We start from the raw sequence: 465 nt of genomic DNA, 5'->3' as shown, positions 1-465 counted from the left end.
GTACATATCAGACTATATTTTCCCGAGCATCATCAGGGGAATTGAATCTTATTTAAGCGAACAGGGCTATTCCATGCTGCTGACGAGCACCAACAACAATACAGAAAGTGAGCGGCGGGGCCTTGAAAACCTGCTGTCCAAAAATATAGACGGGCTGATTGTCGAGCCTACGAAAAGCGCGCTGCAGACGCCCAACATCGGCTACTATCTCAACCTGGAGAAAAACGGCATTCCGTTTGCCATGATTAACGCCTCTTATTCGGAGCTGGCCGCACCGAGCTTTTCCGTCAATGATGTCAAAGGCGGCATGATGGCTTGCGAATACGTCATGTCCCTCGGCCACACGCACATTATGGGAATCTTTAAAGCGGATGACACGCAGGGCGTCAAACGGATGAACGGCTATCTTCAGGCGCACCGGGAGCGCCGGATTTTTCCGTCTCCGGACATGATCGTGACTTACAC

1 pseudogene is annotated in these 465 nt (G+C 51.2%); it reads left to right on the top strand.

Features of this window, described 5'->3' with window-relative positions:
• A pseudogene (araR, locus tag SB658_RS21895) lies at positions 1–465 on the top strand (arabinose utilization transcriptional regulator AraR); the annotation flags it as partial.

Source organism: Bacillus sp. SIMBA_008, from assembly GCF_046535495.1.
Classification (GTDB): domain Bacteria; phylum Bacillota; class Bacilli; order Bacillales; family Bacillaceae; genus Bacillus; species Bacillus subtilis.
Note: the sequence above shows the minus strand (reverse complement) of the source record. Positions and strands in the feature narration are given on the sequence as shown.